Source organism: Methylobacterium sp. CB376, assembly GCF_029714205.1.
Taxonomy (GTDB): Bacteria; Pseudomonadota; Alphaproteobacteria; order Rhizobiales; family Beijerinckiaceae; genus Methylobacterium.
In genome coordinates this window covers 2,184,880-2,199,722 of the sequence record NZ_CP121648.1, presented here as the reverse complement: position 1 = coordinate 2,199,722, position 14,843 = coordinate 2,184,880, and the positions used below count along the sequence as shown (strand labels likewise).

Here is a 14,843-nt window from a genome sequence, read left to right as displayed (position 1 = left end):
CCTGGCTGCAGCTGGGGCGCTCGGGGCAGTCGGCCTGCTCGTCAGCCGCACAGCGCATCCCGAGACCACCGACGCCACTCCGACCCCCGCCTGGGCCGAGACGGCATGGCCGTTTCCGGCGGATCCGTGGGGAAAAGGCAAGGCCTATCGCTGCCCAGCTGAGTCCTGCGGCGCAGAGATTGTCGTCTCCGTCCGGGCAAAGCTCGGGTTGTGCGGGTGCGTGACGACGATCGACGATGACGACGTCGACCGCGTCGGCGACGTCGATCTCATCGCCCCCGAGCGCACGGCGCTCGGTCCGGGGCAGGCCATAGCGGTGCGCTCCATGAAGGGGCGCAGCCGCAGCTACGCCCTCGGAGGCCGCGGTGCGGCGGCGAAGTCGGCGATCGCGGTGGCCTTGCATGAGCGGTGCGACATGATCGTTGCCACGGCGGCCTTGGGTGTCGACCAGCCGGCGAGGCAGGAGCAGGCCGTGATCGAATTCCTCCGCGGCGACGCCGTCACGCGCTGGGCCGAGGTGACGCTCGGACTGTAGCGCTCGGGCCGGTTCGGGCGCACGACCATCTGATCCCAACGGCTCAGGATGCCGACGCATCGAGCCGCTGCTCCATCTCGAATTTTCGATTGCGAACCAAAGGCTTGGCGAAAATTCGAGAGCAGCACCACCGGTCATTGGAAATGACCGGTGGTATGACGCGGCCGCTCATCTTCGGAGGGCGGTGGCGGGTGGACGACGGTGTCACGGCTCAGGCGCTGACTCGGCACCGGGGCCGCGGCAGTCGCCGATCCGGCGACCGGCCTGGACCTCCGCCATGGTCATGTTCTTGCCGCCCAGCCACATGGCGATGCGGCCGCGGAAGCCCGTCGGCGCCAGCAGGAATCGCGCGGTCGCCCAGCCGGCATTCCTGCCGGCGCAGGCGATGTCGAAGGTGAGTTCGTCACCGTCCTGCCGGACGTTCGAGGCCGGGCATGTGGCGAGCGGGTTGTTGTCGCTCAGCACCGCCAGGCCATGGTCGCCGACGACGGGGCCGCCCGCCAGGCAGACGCGGACCGTCTTCCTGGCCGCCGCGCTCTCGACATGCGGCAGTTCCAGCCTCACCTCGACCTCGTAGCGTCCGCTTTCCGGCACGCCGGATGCCGCGAGCGGCGCGTGCGCCACCAGCGCGAGGCCGCAGCCGATCCCCACTGCTCTCCCCCGCCGCATCCTTCGCCCTCCCGTCGCCCGACCGCAGCGGACCACGGCGGAGCCCGCAGCGCATCCCGGTTCTTGCGTCCGCATTCGCGCCGGCCGCGCGTGCGGCCTTCGCCCGGGAGCAGGCCCGAGATGCGCGGCGCTCCGTCGCCGGCGGCGTCCCGCGATCTGCCCGGCCTCGCGACCGGGCAGGCCCGGCGACGGCCGCTCCGCCGCCCGTCTACATCGGCGGGATCCGCCACGGCGTCTCGCGCTCTGCCCGCGCGTCGTAGGCGTCGATCGCCGCCGCGTGCGCCAGGGTCAGGTCGATGTCGTCCAGCCCCTCGACGAGGCAGCGCTTGCGGAACGGGTCGATCGCGAAGGGGATCACGGCACCGTCGGGATCGGTGATGCGCTCGGCCGGCAGGTCGACCGTGAGCGTCGCGCCCGGGGCGGCGGCGAGGCGCGCCCTCAGCGCCGCCGCGACCTCCTCCGGCAGCGCGACGGTGAGGAGGCCGTTCTTGGCGGCATTCGAGGCGAAGATGTCGCCGAAGCTCGGGGCGATCACGCAGCGGATGCCGCCGTCCACGAGGGCGTAGACCGCACCCTCGCGACTGGAGCCGCAGCCGAAATTGCGACCCGCGACCAGGATCCCGGCGCCCGCGTAGGCGGGCGCGTCGAGGAGCATCGCGTCGCCCCGGCGACGCTCGTCGTGGAACAGGAAGGCGCCGTAGCCGGCGCTGCGCGGCTTCTTGAGGAAGCGGGCGGGAAGGATCTGGTCGGTGTCGACGTTGGCGACGCCGAGAGGGATCGCCACCGCCGTGAGGGTCGTGAAGGGCTGCATCGTCAGGGCGCTCCGAGGCGGCGGACGTCGGTGAGGCGGCCGGTCAGGGCCGCGGCGGCCGCCATGGCCGGGCTCATCAGGTGGGTGCGCGCGTTCGGGCCCTGGCGGCCCGGGAAGTTGCGGTTGGTGGTCGAGGCGCATCGCTCGCCCGGCGGCACGAGGTCGCCGTTGATGCCGACGCACATCGAGCAGCCCGGCTCGCCCCATTCGAGGCCGGCCTCCCGGAACACCGCGTCGAGCCCTTCGGCCTCCGCCTGCCGGCGCACGGGGCCGGAGCCGGGCACCACGAGGCCCGGCACCGCCGCGCGCCGGCCGCGCAGCACGCTGGCCGCGGCGCGCAGGTCCTCGATGCGCGCATTGGTGCAGGAGCCGATGAACACCCGGTCGATGGTCACCGCTTCGAGGGGCGTCCCGGGCGCGAGCGCCATGTAGTCGAGCATCGCCCGCATCTGGCCGGCGCGGCCGAGATCGGACTCGGCCGCCGGATCGGGCACGGTGCCGGTCACCGGCACCGCCGTCTCGGGGCTGGTGCCCCAGGTGACGGTCGGGGCGATGGCGCCCGCCTCGAGGCTCTCCTCGCGGTCGAAGCGCGCGCCGGGATCGCTCGGCAGGCGCCGCCACGCCGCCACGGCCCGCGCGAAGGTCTCGCCCTTCGGCGCGAAGGGCCGCCCGTCGAGGAACGCGAAGGTCGTGTCGTCCGGGGCGACCATCCCGGCGCGCGCACCCGCCTCGATCGACATGTTGCAGATGGTCAGCCGCCCCTCCATCGACAGGGCGCGGATCGCGCTGCCGGCGTATTCGAGCACGTGCCCGACCGCGCCGCCCGCCCCGATGCGGCCGATGATGGCCAGGATGACGTCCTTGGCGGTGACGTGGACGCCGAGCGTCCCGTCGATGGTCACGCGCAGGGTCTTGGGCCGGCGCTGCCAGAGCGCCTGGGTGGCCAGCACGTGCGCGACCTCGGTCGCCCCGATCCCGAAGCCGAGCGCCCCGAAGGCCCCGTGGGTCGAGGTGTGGGAATCCCCGCACACGATCGTGAGGCCCGGCAGGGTCAGGCCCTGCTCGGGGGCGAGCACGTGCACGATGCCCTGGCCCGGATCGTCGAGGCCGAAGTGGCGGATGCCGTGGCGGGCCGCGTTCTCGGCGAGGCCCGACACCATGGCGGCGATCTCGGGATCGGGAATCGGGCGGTCGCGCCCGCGCGAGGGCACGTAATGGTCGGCGATCGCGAAGGTCAGGTCGGGCCGGCGCACCGCCCGCCCGGCATGGTCGATCATCCCGAAGGCGTGGAACGAGCCCTCGTGCAGCAGGTGCCGGTCGATGGCGAGCAGGGCCTGCCCGTCCGGGCGCGCGGCCATCACGTGCGCGTCCCAGACCTTGTCGAACAGGGTGCGGGGCGTCTGGGTCATGGAGCCTCCTCCCGGTGTCTCGTCAGCCGGCAGCGAGCGCGCCGGCGCTCGCCCCGGCGACGCGGCCGAGCGCCACCGCCGCCAGGAGCCCGTTGCCCGACAGGTAGCCGCCCGGCCCGGTCCCCGACACGCCGCAGGCCGCGCCCCCGGCGGCGAACAGGTTCGGGATCGCGCCGCCCGCCGCCGTGAGCACCCGGGCCGCGTCGTCCACAACGAGGCCGCCCTGGGTGTGGAACAGGGCGCCGGTGACCCGCACCGCCCGATAGGGCGCAACGAGCGCCGGCACGCCCGCGAAGGAGCGTCCGAAAGCGTCGCGCCCGCCCGCTTCCTTGAGCGCCTCGACCTCGGCCAGGGTGGCGGCCAGCGCGTCCTCCGGGAGGTGGAGGCGGGCGGCGAGATCCGCAACGGTGTCGGCCGCCACGATCGCGCCCGCGTCCTGCGCCCGGCGGAAATCCTCGAACTGGGCGGCGATGCCGGCGATGCGGGCGTCGAACACCGTCACGGCGGTGCCGCCGGGCTGGCGCAGCACCTCGGCGGCCTGCTCGGAATAGCCGCGGCTCTCGTCCGCGAAGCGGCGGCCCTCGGCATTCACCTGGAAGCCGCCCTCGGTGACCGTCGCCCAGGTGATCAGGATGCCGTGCGGGTGCGCCACCGAGCCATGGCCCTGGTGGCCGGAGAGGTGGCGGGTCGCCGCGCCGAGCGCCTCGCCCCAGAGCAGCGCGTCGCCGCGATTGCCCTCGTGGCCGAAATACAGGGCGCCCGCGAGCTCCGGCACGTGGCGGGCGACCAGGGCCTTGTTGCCGCCGTAGCCGTTGCAGGCGAGCACCAGCGCCGCGCAGGCGAGCGTGTCCCGCGTGCCGTCGGGGCGCACGAGGCCGAGCCCCCGGATCGTCCCCGGCCCGGCGAACAGGGTGTCGACGGCGGCCCCGCACAGGATCGGGATGTCTGCGGCCTCGACGGCGGCGCGCAGGCGGTCGACCAATTCCTCGCCGGAGCGGCTCGGCAGGCCGTGCATGCGATGGACGCGGTGGCCCGGGTAGCGGAAGTCGGTGATCACCGACAGGTCGAGGCCGTGGCGGTCGGCGAGCCATTCGAGGGCCGGGCCGATGGTCCGGGTCAGGAGGCGGACCAGACCGGGGTCGGGCTCGCTCCCGGCCTTCGCCATGATGTCGGCGGCGAAGTCCTCCGGGCTGTCGGCGATGCCGGCCGCCCGCTGCCACCGCGTGAAGGGGGCCGGGATCAGGCCGGCCGAGAGCGCGGTCGAGCCGCGCGGCACGGGATCGCGCTCCAGCACCAGCACCTCGGCGCCGGCCTCGCGGGCGGCGAGCGCCGCCACGAGGCCGGCGGCACCCGCGCCGATCACCGCGACCGGCACGGCAGCGGCGAAGGCGACGCCCTCGGCGCAGGCGACGGTCATGCGCCGGTCTCCGCCATGATCTCAGCCAGGATCTCGGCGACCGTCGCCACCCGGCAGACCGGGCGCAGGGCCTCGACGGCGGTCTCGTGGACCTCGGCCGAGAAGGCCGCGCAGCCATCCGACAGCAGCGTCACCGCGAAGTCGCGCACGTGGGCGTCACGCACCGTCGAGGCGACGCCGCCGTTGGTGACGATGCCGGACACGATCAGCCGCTCGATGCCGCACTTGCGCAGGACCCATTCGAGCCGCGTCATGTAGAAGGCCGAGTAGGCGACCTTCTCGACCGTGAGGTCGGCGGGCTGCAGGTCGTCCACCAGGGCGTGTCCCCAGGCGCCGGGCAGGAAGTCGCCCCGCGTCAGGAACGGGCGCAGTGCGCGCAGGTGGGGGGAGATCAACGGCTCGCCGCCCCGGCCCGGCACCAGGGTGAAGTGGGTCGAGACGACGAAGCCGCCCCGCGCCCGGAGCGCGTCCGCGAGGGGCTTCAGCCGCGCCGGCAGGGCGGCGATCTCGGGCGCCGCCTGCCCGGCCCGGCCGTAGGCGCCGTCCGGGTGCAGGAAGTCGTTCTGGAGATCGCAGATCAGGAGCGCGGTGCGCGCCAGGGGGATCGTGGCGTCGCTCATGCGGCCTCGCCTGTCCGGGTGACCACGACGTTGCCCAGCCGGTCGATCCGCGCGGTCAGGTCGGGATCGATGACCGTGGTGGCGTCCGGCTGCTCCAGGATCGCCGGGCCGGGGATCTCCGCCCCGACCGGCAGGTCGAGCCGCGCGAACACGGCCGCCTCGTGCCACGCGCCGTCGAACCACACCGGCCGGCTGCCGCGGCGGGCGGCCTCGAACGAGGCGTCCGGGCCGGGCGCCAGGGCCGCGAGATCGAAATGCGGCCGCCGGCCGATGGCGGCGGTGCGCAGGTTGACGATCCGGGCCGGCACCCCGGGCAGGAGCCGGCTGAACGAGGTCCGGTAGGCGTCCTCGAACGCCGCGTGGATCAGCGCCGCGCTCACCCCCGTGGTGCCCTCCGTCACCCGGACGGGCAGCGGCACCGCCACCGTGTGGGTCTGGCCGGCATAGTGCATGTCGAGCGCGAACACCGTGTCGATGCGCGACACGGTCAGGCCGGCCGCCTCGACCACCGCGCGGGCGGCACCGGCCTCCGCCACCATGCGGGCGTCGAGGGAGGCGGCATCGAGGCCGTCGAGGGCGAGGTTCAGGGTCCGGACCTGATCGTGGCGGATGTCGGCGATGACGCAGCCGAGCGCCGAGGTGACGCCGGGAAAACGCGGCACCAGGGCTCCCTTCAGACCGACGTCCTTGATCAGCGCCCCCACGTGCAGGGCGCCGCCGCCGCCGAACGGGACCGCCGCGAAGGTCTGCGGGTCGTAGCCGCGCTCGATCGAGACGAGGCGGATCGCCCCCGCCATCTTGGCGTCCGCCACCCGCACGATCGCCTCGGCCGCCGCCATCACGTCGAGGCCGAGGGGTTCGGCGACGTGCGCCGCGATGGCGGCGCGGGCGGCCCCCACGTCGAGGCGGGCGAGCGCCCCGCCGATCGGCCGCTCGGCGTTGATGCGCCCGAGCACCACGTTGGCGTCGGTGAGGGTGGGCCGCGCGTTGCCCTGGCCGTAGCAGACCGGACCCGGCCGCGAGCCGGCGCTCTCGGGCCCGACCTGCAGGAGCCCGCCCGCATCGACCCGGGCGATCGAGCCCCCGCCGGCCCCGATCGTGCTGATCTCGATCATCGGCGTGCGGATCACGAGGCCGAAATCGATCACCGTCTGGGCCGCGAGGGCGGTCTCGCCCCCGACCACCAGGGAGACGTCGAACGAGGTGCCTCCGAGGTCGCCGGTGATCACGTTCGGGAAGCCCGCGGCCTGCGCGATCGCCGCCGCCGCGATGACCCCCGCAGCCGGCCCGGAGAGGGCCGTGCGCACCGGGAGCCGGCGCGCGGTGGCGGTGGACATCACGCCGCCGTTCGACTGGACGATGTGGAAGCGGCCGGCGAAGTCCTCGGCGGCGAGCGCCGCGTCGAGCTTGCCCAGATAGGTCCCGACCACCGGCTGAAGGTAGGCGTTGAGCACCGTGGTCGAGGTGCGCTCGAATTCCCGGATCTCCGGCAGGATGTCCGACGAGCAGGCGACGTGCCCGTTCGGCCAGACGGCGGCCGCGGCGGCGAGCGCCGCGCGCTCGTTCTCCGGGTTGGCGTAGGCGTTGACGAAGCAGATCGCCAGCGCCTCGGCGCCGAGGTCCAGGAGCCGGCGGGCGGCCGCCGCGACCTCCTTCGGGTCCACCGGCCTGCGCACGCGTCCGTCCGCGAGGGTGCGCTCATCGACCTCGAGGCGCAGGTCGCGCTCGACCACCGGCACGAAGTCGCCCCACAGGCCCCAGGTGTGGCGCCGGTCGCGCCGGCGCATCTCCAGCACGTCGCGGAAGCCCGCCGTGGTGATGAGGCCGATGCGGGCGCCCTTCCGCTCCAGGAGCGCGTTGGTGCCCACCGTGGTGCCGTGCACGATCGAGGCGAGGCCCGCCACCGGCCCGAAGCCCTTGAGGCCGGCGAGGAAGCCGACCGCCTCGTCGCCGCGGTGCGAGGGCACCTTGCCGGTGCGGAAGCGGCCGTTCGCCTCGTCGTAGTGGAACAGGTCGGTGAAGGTGCCGCCGACGTCGACGCCGACGATGGCGCGGGCGGGATCGCTCATCGGGCCTCTCCGGGTTCGACGCCGTAGTCGCGGGCGGCGGCTCCCGGCGTGACGTAGCCGAGGCGCAGGTCGCGGCGCAGGGCCTCGCGGGCGCGCTCCGCGGGCGGGCCCCAGCCGCCGCCGCCGGGCGTTTCGAGGCGCACGCGCTCGCCGGCCCGGATGCGCACGTCGGTGACCTTCGAGATCATCGGCGGGCTCGCCCAGCCCCCCGGCGTCTGCCAGGCGAAGCGGTTGAGGGCGGCCGGGCGCCCGCCCGCCACGCCGAAGGGCGGGACGGTGCCGCGTTCGCCGATCAGGAACACGTCGGCGTCGGTCAGGGCCTCGATCTCGTAGACCGCGCCGAGGCCGCCGCGATGGGTCCCTGCCCCGGCGCTGTCCGGGCGCAGGGCCCATTGGGTGAACAGGACCGGGTAGGCCGCCTCGAGGATCTCCACCGGCGGGATCGTCGCGGTGGAGATCGGGTTGTTGGCGTGGCTGAGCCCGTCCGTCTCCGGGTTGCCGCCCAGCCCGCCCCCGAAGAACGAGAACATCACCCAACGGCTGCCGTCCGGGCGGTGCCCGGCGAGCGAGAGGGCGTTGATCGTGCCGAAGGGCGCCGCGGTGGCCCGGGCCGGATCGGCCTGCGCGAGGGCGCCGAACACCACCCCGATCAGCCGCAGGATGGTCTCGGTGTAGCCCGCCATCGGCCTCGGGGCGCCCGCACCCAGCAGCGTGGTGTCCGGGATCACGAAGGTGATCGGCCGCAGGCAGCCGGCATTGGCCGGCACGTCGGTGAAGACGTGCTTGAGCGCCACGTAGCAGGCCGCGACGGCGGTCGCGTAGGAGATGTTGATCGGCCCCTGCGCGGGAGGCGAGGAGCGCGAGAAGTCGAGCCTCATCCGGTCGCCCTCCACCGTGAGGTCCAGGGCGATGGTCAGGGGCGCGTCCACGATGCCGTCGTTGTCGAGGACGTCCGCGAAGGCGAAGGTGCCGTCCGGCAGCGCCCGGATCGCGGCGCGCATCAGCGCCTCGGCCCGGTCCGAGAAGGCCGCGAAGGCCGTCGCCACCGTGGCGTCGCCGTACGCGTCGAGGAGCGCGGCGAAGCGGCGCTCGCCGAGGTCGAGGGCGTTGAGCTGACCGTTGAGGTCGCCCCAGTTCGAGACCGGGACCCGCGAATTGGCGGCGAGGAGGTCGACGAGGTCCTGGTTGAGGCGCCCGGCCGCGATCAGCTTGACGGGCGGGACGCGCACGCCTTCCTGGAAGCTCTCGGTGGCCTTCGGGTTGTAGCCGCCCGGGACGTTGCCGCCGATGTCGAGCCAATGGCCGACCGAGGCGAGCCAGCAGAACAGCCGGCCCTCGCGGAAGACCGGCCTCACCAGCCGGAAATCGTTGAGGTGGGTGCCGCCCGCGTAGGGGTCGTTGAACAGGAACGTGTCGCCCGGCTCCAGGCCGCCCTCGCGGGCCACCTTGGCGATCACCGCGCGCACCGCGAAGGCCATGGCGCCGACGAAGATCGGCAGGCCCCGGGTGCCCTGGACCAGGGTGTCCCCGGTCTCGGCGTGGTAGAGGCCGTGGCAGGCGTCGCGGGCCTCGGCGATGATCGGGTTGAAGGCCGAGCGGTAGAGCGTCGCGTCCATCTCGTCGGCGATCTGCTCCAGGCGGCCCTTCAGGACCGCCAGGGTGACGGGATCGATCGCGGTCATCGGCCGGCCTCCCGGCCGGGGACGGTCTGCGGTCCCGCGGGCCCCTCGTAGGAGCGGCCGCGGGCGATCATCTCTGGCGTGCCGATCAGGGCGTTGAGCTGCGCGAAGTCGAACATCCGGTCGGCGAAGGGCGCGTTGGTGCCGCTGCGCGCCAGGGAGCCGTAATAGGCCTGCGCGGTGCGGGCGAGCGCCCGCACGATGCCGCCGGGAAAGATCACCAGCCGGAAGCCGAGGCGCCCGAGATCGGCCGCGGAGGACAGCGGCGTGTCGCCGCCCTCGACCATGTTGGCGACGAGGGGGCGCACCGGCCCGAGCGCCGCCGTGACCGCGGCGAGCTGCTCGGCCGAGCGCGGCGCCTCGACGAACAGCACGTCGGCGCCGGCCTCCGCGTAGGCCCGGGCCCGCTCGACGGCGCGCTCGAACCCCTCCACCGCCACCGCGTCGGTGCGCGCGACGACCAGGGTCTCGGCGCTGCGCCGGGAATCGAGCGCCGCCCGGATCTTGCCGACCATCTCGGCCGCGCCGATCAGGCTCTTGTCCTGGAGATGGCCGCAGCGCTTGGGATAGCTCTGGTCCTCGAGCTGGATCGCGCTCGCCCCCGCCCGCTCGAACAGCCGCACCGTGCGCTCGACGTTGAGGGCGTTGCCGTAGCCGTTGTCGGCATCGACCACGAGGGGCGTCGCCACCCGGTCGCGCACCAGCGCGATGGTCTCGGCGACCTCGCTCATCGACACGAGGCCGATGTCGGGCCGGCCGAGCCGGGTATAGGCGATGGCCGCGCCCGAGAGGTAGAGCGCCTCGAAGCCCGCGTCGGTCGCGAGCGAGGCGGTGAGGGCGTCGTAGACGCCGGGAGCGACGAGGACGCGGTCCTCGGCGAGGCGGGACTTCAGGGACATGACGCGGGACTTCCTGATTGTCGTCCTTGGCGGATGGTCTCGGCGCGCGGCGGGGAAAGCGGCCTACGCGATCAGGGCGAGGAGCGGCCCGAGGTCGGCGGCGCGGTCGATCTCCGCCACCGCCGCGGCGATGCGGTCCGCCCGGGCGCTCCCCCAGACGGGGCCGGCGAGGGCGCGGAACTTCGCGCGGACCTCCTCGGGGGCGTAGGGATCCTCGGTGTCGCCGCGGTTGGTCTCGACCTCCGCCGAGAGGCGGCGCCCATCCGCCAGGCTCAGCGTGACCCGAGCCGGGCGGAAGGCCGGCAGCCGCGCGGTCATGGCCGGATCCTCCCGCACGCTCACCCGGCGGGCGAGCGCCAGGATGCGCGGATCGGCCCGGGCCTCCGGCCGGAAGGCCGCGACATCGGCCTCTCCGCGCATCAGGGCGGCGGCGAGCGTGTAGGGCAGCGAGAACTTGGCGGCGAGCATCGTCGCGGGGGCCGGGTGGTCGAACTGCGCCGCCCAGACATAGGTGGCGACCTCGACGGCGCGCACCGCTCCGGGATCGATCGGCCCGGCCTCGGCGCGGATCCGCGCCAGGGCGTCGAGGGCAGCGTGGGTGTAGCGGCAGGCCGCGTGGCGCTTGAAGTAGTTGCGGGCGATCTCCCAGCGCGTGCCGAGATCCTCAATCATCGCCGCGGCGCTGAAGCCCTCGGCGATGACGCTCCCGTAGACGGTGGCGATGCCGTCGCGCTCGGGCAGGAATCCGCTCTCGGCGAGGTCCCAGGCGGTGAGCCCGAGCTGGTTCGAGAAGCCCGCATAGGCATTGCGGATGGTCGCCCCCTCCAGCATCGTGCGCCGGCTGGTGGCGAGCCCGAGGGTCGCCGCGATGCCGGCCGCCCGGCCGATCCCGGCCGCGTCGGCGCCGTTGAGGCGCGCCACCGCGAGGGCGGCGCCGACCGTGCCCCAGGTGCCGTGCGGGTGCATCGCCACGGCGAGGCGCGAGGCGATGCCGATGCGCGCACCGATCTCGTAGCCGAGGGCGATGGCGGCGAGCAGCGCCGGGCCGCCGGTCCCGCGGTCCTGCGCGGCGGCGAGGGCGGCCGGCACCACGTGGATCGCCGGATGGCCGCGGGCATATTGGTTGCCCTCGTCGAGTTCGAGGGCGGTGCCGGCGCAGCCGTTGACGAGGGCGGCGTCGCGGGGATCGAGGCGAAGCCCGCTGCCGGGCGCCGGCGCCGGGCCGGGGCGGCGGGCCGCGAGGCGCTCGGCCAGCGCCCGGCACTCGGGCTCCTGCAGGCCGGCCGCGATCACCCCGAGACTGTCGAGGAGGACGAGCTTGGTGCGCTCCACTACGGCGGCGGGCAAGTCGGCGGGGGTGAGATCCGCCGCGAAGCCGGTCCAGCGCGCGAGCCAGGCCGGCGCGGGCGCCGCGCCGGGGCCGAGCAGTTCCGAGGCCGGTATGATGCCGGGGGTGACGATGCCCATCTCAGAGCCCCAGATAGGCCCGGCGCAGGGCCGGGTCGGCGGCGAGCGCGGCGGCCTCGCCCTGCAGCGAGACGGCCCCGTTCTCCAGGATGTAGGCGCGGGTCGCGAGATCGAGCGACTGCACCACGTTCTGCTCCACCAGCATGATCGGCAATCCTTCGCGGTTGAGCCGCGCCACGAGGGCGAACATCTCCTCGACGAGGAGCGGCGAGAGGCCGAGCGAGGGCTCGTCGAGGATGAGCAGGCGGGGCTCGGCCATCAGGCCGCGGCCGATGGCGAGCATCTGCTGCTCGCCGCCCGAGAGCGTGCCGGCGGCCTGCCCCGCCCGCTCCCTCAGGCGCGGGAAGGTGGCGTAGACGCGCTCCAGATTGGCGCCGCGCCGCGCCCGGCCGCGCCGGTAGCTGCCGAGTTCGAGGTTCTCGCGCACGCTGAGGTTCGGGAAGATCCGGCGCCCCTCCGGCACGTGGATCAGGCCGGCCTCGACGATGGCGGCCGCGGAGAGGCCGGTGATCGGGCGGCCGTCGAACCGGATCGTGCCGGCGCGCGCCGGCAGCACCCCGGACAGGACCTTGTTGAGCGTGGTCTTGCCGACGCCGTTGGCGCCGAGCACGGCGACGATCTCTCCCGCCGCCACCGCGAGGTCGAGGCCGCGCAGCACCTCGGTGGCGCCGTAGCCGGCGCGCAGGCCCGTCACCTCAAGCATCGGAGGCCTGCGCCTCCAGGCGGGCGGCGGCGCCCCGGCCGAGATAGGCCTCGATCACCCGGGGGTCGCGGCAGACCTCGCGCGGCGGGCCGGAGGCGACCATGCGCCCCTGCGCGAGGACGTGGACCTCCTCGCACAGGGTCATCACGGCCTGCATGATGTGCTCGATCATCAGGATGGTGACCCCCTCGGCGCGGATCGCCCGCACCACCGGCAGGATGTCTCGGATCTCCGAGGGGTTGAGCCCGGCCAGCACCTCGTCGAGCAGGAGGAGCCGCGGCTCGGTGGCGAGCGCGCGCGCGACCTCCAGGCGCTTGCGCCCGGCCACCGTCAGGCTGGCGGCCGGCCGGTCGAGCAGGGCGCCGAGCCCGACGCGGGTGCCGACTTCGCGGGCCCGCGCCACCGCCTCGGCCCGGCGCGGATGGCGCAGGTAGGCGCCGACCGCGATGTTCTCGGCCACGGTGAGGCCCGCGAAGGGCTGGACGATCTGGAAGGTGCGGGCGATGCCCCGGCGCGCCCGCAGGTGCGGCGCCTCGCCGGTGACGTCCCGGCCCTCGAACAGCACCCGGCCGGCGCTCGGGGCGAGGAAGCCGGAGATCATCCCGAACAGGGTGGTCTTGCCGGCCCCGTTCGGGCCGATCAGCCCGGTGATCGAGCCGGCCGGCACCGCGAGCGAGGCGTCGCTCACCGCGACGAGCCCCTGGAAGCGCTTGGTGAGGGATTGGGCGGCGAGCATCGTTCAGGCTCCCGCGGCCGCGGCCCGGCGGCGGAGGAGGCCGATGAGCCCCTGCGGCGCGAAGGCGATGACGGCGACGAGGCAGATGCCGAACACGACGAGGTCGAGGCCCGGGACGCCGCCGGAGAGGTGCTTGGTCGCCTCGCCGAGCCCCTGGAGGGCGAGCGCCCCGACGAGCGGCCCGAAGGCGGTGCCGATGCCGCCGACGATGGGCGCGAGCAGCGCCTCGACGGAGATCCAGGTGCCGTAGGCGACGCCGGCGTCGAGGTAGAGGAAGTGCTGCACGTAGAGGGCCCCGGCCGCCGCGGTGATCGCCGCGGAGAGGGCGATCGCCCCGAGCTTCACCCGCAGGGCGTCGACGCCGAGCGCCCGGGCCGCCTCCTCGTTCTCGCGCACGGCGATCAGCTGGGCGCCGAAGCGCGAGCGCTCGATCCAGCGCGAGGCGAGGAGCGCCGCGCCGACGAAGCCGAGCACCAGCAGGCAGAACAGGCGCCGGTCGGCGAACTGCATGGTGCCGAAACCGGGCTGGAGCGTCAGGAGCAGTCCCGCCGCCCCGCCGGTGAGGTCGGCGGCGTTGGCGAGGATGCGGAACACTTCCGCGAAGGCGAGGGTGACAAGGGCGAAGTAGGAGCCGCGCAGGCCGGCCCGGAAGCTCAGGGTGCCGATCAGGAACCCCGTCGCGGTGCCGAGGCCGATCCCGGCGGCGAGCCCGGCCCAGGCGTTCCAGCCGAACCTGAGCTGGAGCACCGCCGTGGCGTAGGCGCCGGTGCCGAAGAAGGCGGCGTGGCCGAAGGAGTACTGGCCGCCGAAGCCCCCGAGCACGTTCCAGCCGAGGCCCGCGAGCGCGATGATCAGCGTCGTGATGAGGAAGTTGAGGGCGCTGCCCGAGAGGCCGAGGAAGGCCAGCGCTCCCAGCGCCGCCAGGGCGAGGAGCGGGGGCAGGACGTCGCGAAGGGTCATGCGCGCGCCCCGAACAGGCCGGTCGGCCGCACCAGCAGCACCAGGATGAAGATCAGGAAGATGCCGATCTGCCCGAGGCTGTCGCCGAGGATGAGGCCGGAGAAGCTCTCGACGACCCCGATCACCAGGCCGCCCACCAGCGCGCCGGTGATCGAGCCCATGCCGCCGAGCACAACGATGGTGAAGGCGACGAGCACGAAGGCGGCGCCCGAGCGCGGATTGACGTAGTAGGTCGGCATCAGGAGGCATGCCGCCACGCCCAGGCAGGCGCAGCCGAGGCCGAAGGTGACCGCGTAGACGTGGTCGACCTCGATGCCGACGAGGCGGGCCCCGAGCTTCTCGCGGGAGACCGCCCGGATCGCCCGGCCCGTGTCGGTGCGGTTGAGGAGCAGCCAGAGCAGGCCCGTGACCACGAGCGAGCCGGCGAGGCCGATCAGCCGCGGGGTCGAGAGCAACAGCGGCCCGACCTCGACCACCTGGAGCGCCGCGTCGGACTCGATCGCCCGGGTGTCGGAGCGGAACGCCGCCAGCAGCGCGTTCTCCAGCACGATCGAGAGACCGAGGGTGACGAGCAGCACGTTGTCGTCGCTGCCGTGACTCGCCGGGCCGATGACGAGGCGCTGGAGCCCGTAGCCGAGGCCGAACATCAGCGGCACCACGGCGATCAGCGCCAGGTAGGGATCGACATGCGCGGTGGCGGAGGCGCCCCACACCGCGAACATCGCGCAGGTCAGCAGGGCGCCGTGCGCGAAATTGATGATGTGCAGCACCCCGTAGACCAAGGTCAATCCGAGCGCGATCAGCGCGTAGACGGCCCCGGTCATCAGGCCGTTGAGGGCCGCCTCGATCAGGATCTGGGGCGCGTACAT

14 protein-coding genes are annotated in these 14,843 nt (G+C 74.2%); 1 reads left to right on the top strand and 13 read right to left on the bottom strand.

Annotated features, from left to right (window positions below):
* The first annotated feature begins 220 nt into the window (after positions 1-220).
* Entirely contained in the window at positions 221-535 is a 315-nt protein-coding gene (locus QA634_RS09860) for a hypothetical protein (protein ID WP_265576576.1), read from the top strand.
* A gap of 204 nt (positions 536-739) precedes the next feature.
* On the opposite strand, the gene QA634_RS09855 is transcribed toward QA634_RS09860, so the two are convergent.
* The 13 genes from QA634_RS09855 to QA634_RS09795 all read right to left on the bottom strand — a co-directional run bounded on the left by QA634_RS09855 (position 740) and on the right by QA634_RS09795 (position 14,843).
* Positions 740-1,186, bottom strand: a complete 447-nt coding sequence (locus QA634_RS09855; RefSeq protein ID WP_012331818.1) for a DUF3617 domain-containing protein — start codon at positions 1,184-1,186, stop codon at positions 740-742.
* A gap of 226 nt (positions 1,187-1,412) precedes the next feature.
* Positions 1,413-2,015: a 3-isopropylmalate dehydratase small subunit gene (gene leuD / locus QA634_RS09850; protein WP_012331817.1), complete on the bottom strand. Its 603-nt coding sequence runs from the start codon at positions 2,013-2,015 to the stop codon at positions 1,413-1,415.
* Positions 2,016-2,017: 2 nt separating this feature from the next.
* Positions 2,018-3,424 (bottom strand): 3-isopropylmalate dehydratase large subunit, encoded by a 1,407-nt coding sequence (gene leuC / locus QA634_RS09845; protein ID WP_012331816.1) that lies wholly within the window; start codon positions 3,422-3,424, stop codon positions 2,018-2,020.
* A gap of 22 nt (positions 3,425-3,446) precedes the next feature.
* Entirely contained in the window at positions 3,447-4,841 is a 1,395-nt protein-coding gene (locus tag QA634_RS09840; protein WP_012331815.1) for an FAD-dependent oxidoreductase, read from the bottom strand.
* Positions 4,838-5,461, bottom strand: coding sequence for a cysteine hydrolase family protein (locus QA634_RS09835; RefSeq protein WP_012331814.1), 624 nt, complete (start codon positions 5,459-5,461; stop codon positions 4,838-4,840). Before QA634_RS09835 ends, QA634_RS09840 begins: the two co-directional genes overlap by 4 nt.
* A complete protein-coding gene (locus QA634_RS09830) occupies positions 5,458-7,530 on the bottom strand; it encodes a hydantoinase/oxoprolinase family protein (protein ID WP_012331813.1) in 2,073 nt (690 codons plus the stop codon). The genes QA634_RS09835 and QA634_RS09830 overlap by 4 nt, the downstream gene beginning before the upstream one ends.
* Positions 7,527-9,212, bottom strand: a complete 1,686-nt coding sequence (locus QA634_RS09825; RefSeq protein WP_012331812.1) for a hydantoinase B/oxoprolinase family protein — start codon at positions 9,210-9,212, stop codon at positions 7,527-7,529. Before QA634_RS09825 ends, QA634_RS09830 begins: the two co-directional genes overlap by 4 nt.
* Positions 9,209-10,108 (bottom strand): isocitrate lyase/PEP mutase family protein, encoded by a 900-nt coding sequence (locus QA634_RS09820; RefSeq protein ID WP_012331811.1) that lies wholly within the window; start codon positions 10,106-10,108, stop codon positions 9,209-9,211. Before QA634_RS09820 ends, QA634_RS09825 begins: the two co-directional genes overlap by 4 nt.
* 63 nt (positions 10,109-10,171) lie before the next feature.
* The gene (locus QA634_RS09815; RefSeq protein WP_012331810.1) at positions 10,172-11,575 is read right to left on the bottom strand and encodes an MmgE/PrpD family protein; all 1,404 of its coding nucleotides are present in this window, start codon (positions 11,573-11,575) and stop codon (positions 10,172-10,174) included.
* 1 nt (position 11,576) lies between these two features.
* Entirely contained in the window at positions 11,577-12,278 is a 702-nt protein-coding gene (locus tag QA634_RS09810; protein WP_012331809.1) for an ABC transporter ATP-binding protein, read from the bottom strand.
* Complete coding sequence (locus tag QA634_RS09805) at positions 12,271-13,014, bottom strand: ABC transporter ATP-binding protein (protein WP_012331808.1); 744 nt, start codon at positions 13,012-13,014, stop codon at positions 12,271-12,273. The genes QA634_RS09810 and QA634_RS09805 overlap by 8 nt, the downstream gene beginning before the upstream one ends.
* 3 nt (positions 13,015-13,017) lie before the next feature.
* Positions 13,018-13,974, bottom strand: a complete 957-nt coding sequence (locus QA634_RS09800) for a branched-chain amino acid ABC transporter permease (RefSeq protein ID WP_012331807.1) — start codon at positions 13,972-13,974, stop codon at positions 13,018-13,020.
* Positions 13,971-14,843 carry a branched-chain amino acid ABC transporter permease gene (locus QA634_RS09795; RefSeq protein WP_012331806.1) on the bottom strand — a complete coding sequence of 291 codons (873 nt, stop codon included), beginning with the start codon at positions 14,841-14,843 and terminating at the stop codon, positions 13,971-13,973. The genes QA634_RS09800 and QA634_RS09795 overlap by 4 nt, the downstream gene beginning before the upstream one ends.

What these genes read in the sequence shown, in the direction of transcription:
- leuD (WP_012331817.1), bottom strand. Translation starts at nt 2,015, where the DNA reads ATGCAGCCCTTCACGACCCTCACGGCGGTGGCGATCCCTCTCGGCGTC.
- leuC (WP_012331816.1), bottom strand. Translation starts at nt 3,424, where the DNA reads ATGACCCAGACGCCCCGCACCCTGTTCGACAAGGTCTGGGACGCGCAC.
- QA634_RS09840 (WP_012331815.1), bottom strand. Translation starts at nt 4,841, where the DNA reads ATGACCGTCGCCTGCGCCGAGGGCGTCGCCTTCGCCGCTGCCGTGCCG.
- QA634_RS09835 (WP_012331814.1), bottom strand. Translation starts at nt 5,461, where the DNA reads ATGAGCGACGCCACGATCCCCCTGGCGCGCACCGCGCTCCTGATCTGC.
- QA634_RS09830 (WP_012331813.1), bottom strand. Translation starts at nt 7,530, where the DNA reads ATGAGCGATCCCGCCCGCGCCATCGTCGGCGTCGACGTCGGCGGCACC.
- QA634_RS09825 (WP_012331812.1), bottom strand. Translation starts at nt 9,212, where the DNA reads ATGACCGCGATCGATCCCGTCACCCTGGCGGTCCTGAAGGGCCGCCTG.
- QA634_RS09820 (WP_012331811.1), bottom strand. Translation starts at nt 10,108, where the DNA reads ATGTCCCTGAAGTCCCGCCTCGCCGAGGACCGCGTCCTCGTCGCTCCC.
- QA634_RS09815 (WP_012331810.1), bottom strand. Translation starts at nt 11,575, where the DNA reads ATGGGCATCGTCACCCCCGGCATCATACCGGCCTCGGAACTGCTCGGC.
- QA634_RS09810 (WP_012331809.1), bottom strand. Translation starts at nt 12,278, where the DNA reads ATGCTTGAGGTGACGGGCCTGCGCGCCGGCTACGGCGCCACCGAGGTG.
- QA634_RS09805 (WP_012331808.1), bottom strand. Translation starts at nt 13,014, where the DNA reads ATGCTCGCCGCCCAATCCCTCACCAAGCGCTTCCAGGGGCTCGTCGCG.
- QA634_RS09800 (WP_012331807.1), bottom strand. Translation starts at nt 13,974, where the DNA reads ATGACCCTTCGCGACGTCCTGCCCCCGCTCCTCGCCCTGGCGGCGCTG.
- QA634_RS09795 (WP_012331806.1), bottom strand. Translation starts at nt 14,843, where the DNA reads ATGTACGCGCCCCAGATCCTGATCGAGGCGGCCCTCAACGGCCTGATG.